Consider the following 4,208-nt stretch of genomic DNA (forward strand, 5'->3'; position numbering starts at 1 on the left):
GGCGAATTTAATTCTCCAACGGAAAGCGCACCTAAGCGGTCTTGGGGGTTTCCCCCACTCGCTATTGCATCAAGAAGCGCAAGAGTTTGACTTCTGACTTCTGACTTCTGACTTCTGACTTCTGCTATAAAGGTAACCTTCAGGGTAACTCAGGTTTCGATAAACTGAAGAAAAAATGCACTTGAGGCGATTATGACCCAAAACAATCGCTCCCCATGGGATGCTGGCAGATTCATAAAAACCCTAAGCTACTTTGAGGTTATTCCTTTCCTGAGCTGCCTACAGCGATTATTCACAGGTCGTGCCAATAATCAACAATCGAGCCAGGGTAGAGGAAAAGATATGGGAGTAATACTGGTAGCTGGGGCAACTGGCGGTGTAGGCAAGCGAGTGGTGCGCTGTCTGGTTGAGCGTAATTATCCCGTACGTGCCCTAGTTAGAAATGCCCAGAAAGCTAGGGAAATCCTTGGCAATAACCTGGAACTATTCGAGGCAGATATCACTATTCCAGACACCTTGACCCCAGCACTGTACAAGAACATTACTGCTATAGTGTGTTGTACAGGAGCGCGGATGCAACCGGTAGAAGGAGACACCCCGAACCGGGAAAAATACGATCAGGGCATCAAGTTCTATAGGCCAGAAGTGGTCGATAGCCCGGAACTATTGGAGTATCAGGGTATCAAGAACTTAGTACAAGCCGCAGCAGAGTATCTCGAACCAGGGAAACAACTCCTATTTGACTTCCAAAACCCTTCCGATGACTTACAAGAAACCTGGGGTGCTGTGGATGATGTAGTCATGGGTGGTGTCAGCGAGAGTTCAATCCGCCTGATCGACAAGGCTGCCCTGTTTACCGGCAATGTCTCAACAGCAAATTCTGGCGGCTTTGTGTCAGTACGCACCCGCAATCTCCCAACTCCCCTCAACTTAGCTGAGTACCAAGGACTAGAACTGCGAGTTAAAGGGGATGGTCAACGCTATAAATTTATATTGCGTAATGAATCGAAATGGGATGGCATTGCCTACTGCTATTCCTTTGACACCCAGAAAGATCAGTGGATAAACGTTTCTATTCCCTTTGCTGATTTGATTCCGGTATTTCGAGCCAAAACCTTGAAAGATGCTGCTCCCTTCAACCCCAGTCGCATCTTTGCCATACAGCTAATGCTGAGTAAATTTGAATATGATGGCGCACTGAACCCAAACTTTGCTCCAGGTTCCTTTGTCCTACAGCTCGAAACTATTAAAGCCTATGGGGGGATCACCAAGCCCCAATTCATTATGATTAGCTCAGCCGGGGTGACTCGTCCAGGTCGTCCAGGAATTAACCTAGAGGAAGAACCACCAGCGGTACGAATGAATGATCAACTGGGGGGAATTCTAACCTGGAAACTCCGGGGAGAAGACGCAGTTCGCGACAGTGGCGTTTCCTATACCATCATCAGACCTTGTGCTTTGACAGAAGAACCGGGAGGTCAAGCCTTAGTGTTTGCTCAAGGAGACAATATCCGAGGTAAAGTAAGTCGGGAAGATATTGCTGAACTTTGTATTCAGGTACTAGAGCAACCCAAGGCTTGTAATGTCACCTTTGAAGTCAAAGAGGCAAGTGATGGTTTGCGAGACTGGCAAACTCTCTTTTGCGATATCAATACGGACAGCAATTAAGTATAGGGTTTGTATCTAGGTTGTAAACACACTTCTTGCAAAAAAAGGCAATTATAATTAAGAATTAAGAATTAAGAATTTAGAATTTAGAATTTCTTCATTCTTAATTATTCCTTCTTAATTCCTCATTCTTAATTATTCCTTCTTAATTCCTCATTCTTCATTCCTAATTCTTCATTCTTCATTCTTCATTCTTCATTCTTCATTCTTCATTCTTCATTCTTCATTCTTCATTCTTCATTCTTCCTAACTTGCCAGACGCTCCGATGCTTGAGATTTCATCAGGGTAACCAACTCTTGGATTCCTCTTTTGACATGTCGCGTCACTGTCATCGGACTGACTCCAATTCGTTTGGCTGCCTCTTTGCGGGGGAGTTCTCGTAAGAAAACAAACTCTATAGCTGCCTGAGTTTTATCTTCTAGCTGACTCAAGGCACCCTGGAGCTGTTGTCGGTCTTCTTCCCAATAGTGTAAATTCTCTTCATAGTAATCCGGTAGAGTCTCTCCTAAAGTCATGGGTTGATCGACCTTCTGAGAAACCGTGGCATCCAAACTTAAAGGCAAACGATTTTGAACTGCCAATTTACTTTCCTGCCACTCTTGCAGTGATACATCCAAAGCCTTAGCAATTTCTTCATCTCTGGGGAAGCGTCCCAAGTTAGTTGCTAACTTTTTGCTGACTCTTTTCCCTGCCTGCTGGAGTTCCTGCCATCGGCGAGGAATCTTGACCAGAGAACCCCTATCGCGCAAGAAGTGTAGCATCTCACCGCGAATGTAAGGTACTGCCAAGGAACTGAATGCACAACCTTGATGGGGGTCGAACCGCTCAATAGCACGAATCAAGCCGATGTAACCCATTTGCTCGAGGTCTTCATAAGGTTCAGCACACTTCTGGCTGACTATATGAGCAATCTTCCTCACTAACCCAGCATTTAATCTTACTATCTGATTGCGAAGTTGAATTGATGGATTTCGGTAGTACGCAATCAGAAGTTCCATTCCTTGAAAACCAACAGACCCAATAGCCATTCTCAAAATATCCCAGAAGTGGAAACCTATTTACGACACGAGGCTTAGCCTAAGCAATTAATCTTCAACTCATTGTCATTAGAGATTCCCCTTTAGAACCATCGTCCTTTCACGGAAAAAACAAATTACCGTTTTTGTTTTCTCTGTACAATCACGCAGATTGGAACCCGAAGATAGTGAGAAATCGCTATACCGTCTTAAATGTGGTATAATATCTAACCTAATTAGCCGGAAGTGGCAACTAGCAAAGAGGATAACTAGTATTCTGTCAATTTAGTTTTGGTATTAGGTGTTAGGTATTAGGTGTTAAGTATTAGGTATTCCGAAAAAGTAGAGTTTACCCCTCAAGTCAATTTGGACGGAGTACTAGCAGTCGGTTTTCCCTCCTGCCACAAGATTGCGGATATGGTTCAAAATAGAAGTAGTTATAAATCAATGCTGATACTTGATCAGGAAAATTCTTGACTAAAATCTCATGAGTAGCACTAGTAACTTTCGTCAAGCAATTCGTGAATCTCAAGGTCGAGCCCTAGTTGGTCCGAATGTTATTGCTAATGCTCTGCCCTTCCTGGGTGGTGGATTAGTCTTAACTGCCCTAGGTGTCTATGGTGGTCTGGGGGTGATTTCAAGCAACCCAGGGCTATTTATGACCACCTTCTTGCCTGCCTTAATTGCCGAATTTATTCTTTTCTTCGTTGCCCGTGGTGTGGCTGAGAACGGAAACAACAGTGTAGCTTTGCCTCTTCTAGCTAGTTACAGTCTCTTGTCCGGCTACACCCTCAGTGGCTTAATATTCGTTGCCCTCGGAACAGGGGGTGTGGGCATGCAAGGCATTGCCATTGCTGCCTTTGGCTGTGGTGTAGCCTTTATGGCTGGCCGTCAAATTGGTTCTAATCTCTCAGACGAAGATGGCTTTGCTTTAGCCAAAACCGTCCAGATGGGTATGATTGCCTTGCTGGTGGTCTTGGTGGCTCAGCTAGTTTTATCCTTCTTTGGTGTATACACACCCAGCTTTCTAGAAATTGCTATCTCTGGCATCGGTGTGGTTATTTTTGCGGGTGCGGCTGTAGTGGATTTCTTCGTGCTGCCTCGCGCCTATCGTGATGACCAGTATCTACCTGCTGCCCTGTCAATGTACTTGACCTATATTAACTTGTTCGTGTTCATTTTGCGGCTGCTGATTGCCCTTAATGGTCGCGACTAAGACAGTGCAATACGATAGAACCCAATCGGGGACGGCAATGCTGTACCCCGATTTTTCTAGTTCCAAGCTGTGGTGCTAGACGTCATATAGGAGCCATAAACCCCAACAGAGCCTCAAATACAGCATCATGGGCAGTACTTTGATTTGTGCCCCTATAGCTAGCTATAGGGACAAGTCCTGTTCTGAAGCGGTTTTGTGATAGTATAGCAGTCGCCAGGGCAGTTAGGACATGACAAAAGTCTCACACCCTTTGTAAGCGATGCAGAGGTGCGACCCGTGGCGAATTTAATTCGCCAACGGAAAGCGC

The 4,208-nt window shown here is 45.1% G+C and carries 3 protein-coding genes; 2 read left to right on the plus strand and 1 reads right to left on the minus strand.

Annotated elements, in window-relative coordinates:
- Positions 1 to 192 precede the first annotated feature (192 nt).
- A complete protein-coding gene (locus F6K20_RS26805; protein ID WP_008183365.1) occupies positions 193 to 1,668 on the plus strand; it encodes a CIA30 family protein in 1,476 nt (491 codons plus the stop codon).
- A 246-nt stretch (positions 1,669 to 1,914) separates the two neighbouring features.
- On the opposite strand, the gene F6K20_RS26810 is transcribed toward F6K20_RS26805, so the two are convergent.
- The gene (locus tag F6K20_RS26810; RefSeq protein WP_008183364.1) at positions 1,915 to 2,697 is read right to left on the minus strand and encodes an RNA polymerase sigma factor SigF; all 783 of its coding nucleotides are present in this window, start codon (positions 2,695 to 2,697) and stop codon (positions 1,915 to 1,917) included.
- Between the two features lie 475 nt (positions 2,698 to 3,172).
- On the opposite strand from F6K20_RS26810, the gene F6K20_RS26815 reads away from it, so the two are divergent.
- Complete coding sequence (locus F6K20_RS26815) at positions 3,173 to 3,901, plus strand: Bax inhibitor-1/YccA family protein (RefSeq protein ID WP_008183362.1); 729 nt, start codon at positions 3,173 to 3,175, stop codon at positions 3,899 to 3,901.
- The last annotated feature ends 307 nt before the right edge of the window (positions 3,902 to 4,208 follow it).

The sequence above is a fragment of the Moorena sp. SIO2C4 genome, assembly GCF_010672485.1.
GTDB lineage: Bacteria > Cyanobacteriota > Cyanobacteriia > Cyanobacteriales > Coleofasciculaceae > Moorena > Moorena producens.

Excerpts from the sequence above, each read along its gene's own strand:
- F6K20_RS26805 (WP_008183365.1), top strand. The coding sequence starts at position 193 with ATGACCCAAAACAATCGCTCCCCATGGGATGCTGGCAGATTCATAAAA.
- F6K20_RS26810 (WP_008183364.1), bottom strand. The coding sequence starts at position 2,697 with ATGGCTATTGGGTCTGTTGGTTTTCAAGGAATGGAACTTCTGATTGCG.
- F6K20_RS26815 (WP_008183362.1), top strand. The coding sequence starts at position 3,173 with ATGAGTAGCACTAGTAACTTTCGTCAAGCAATTCGTGAATCTCAAGGT.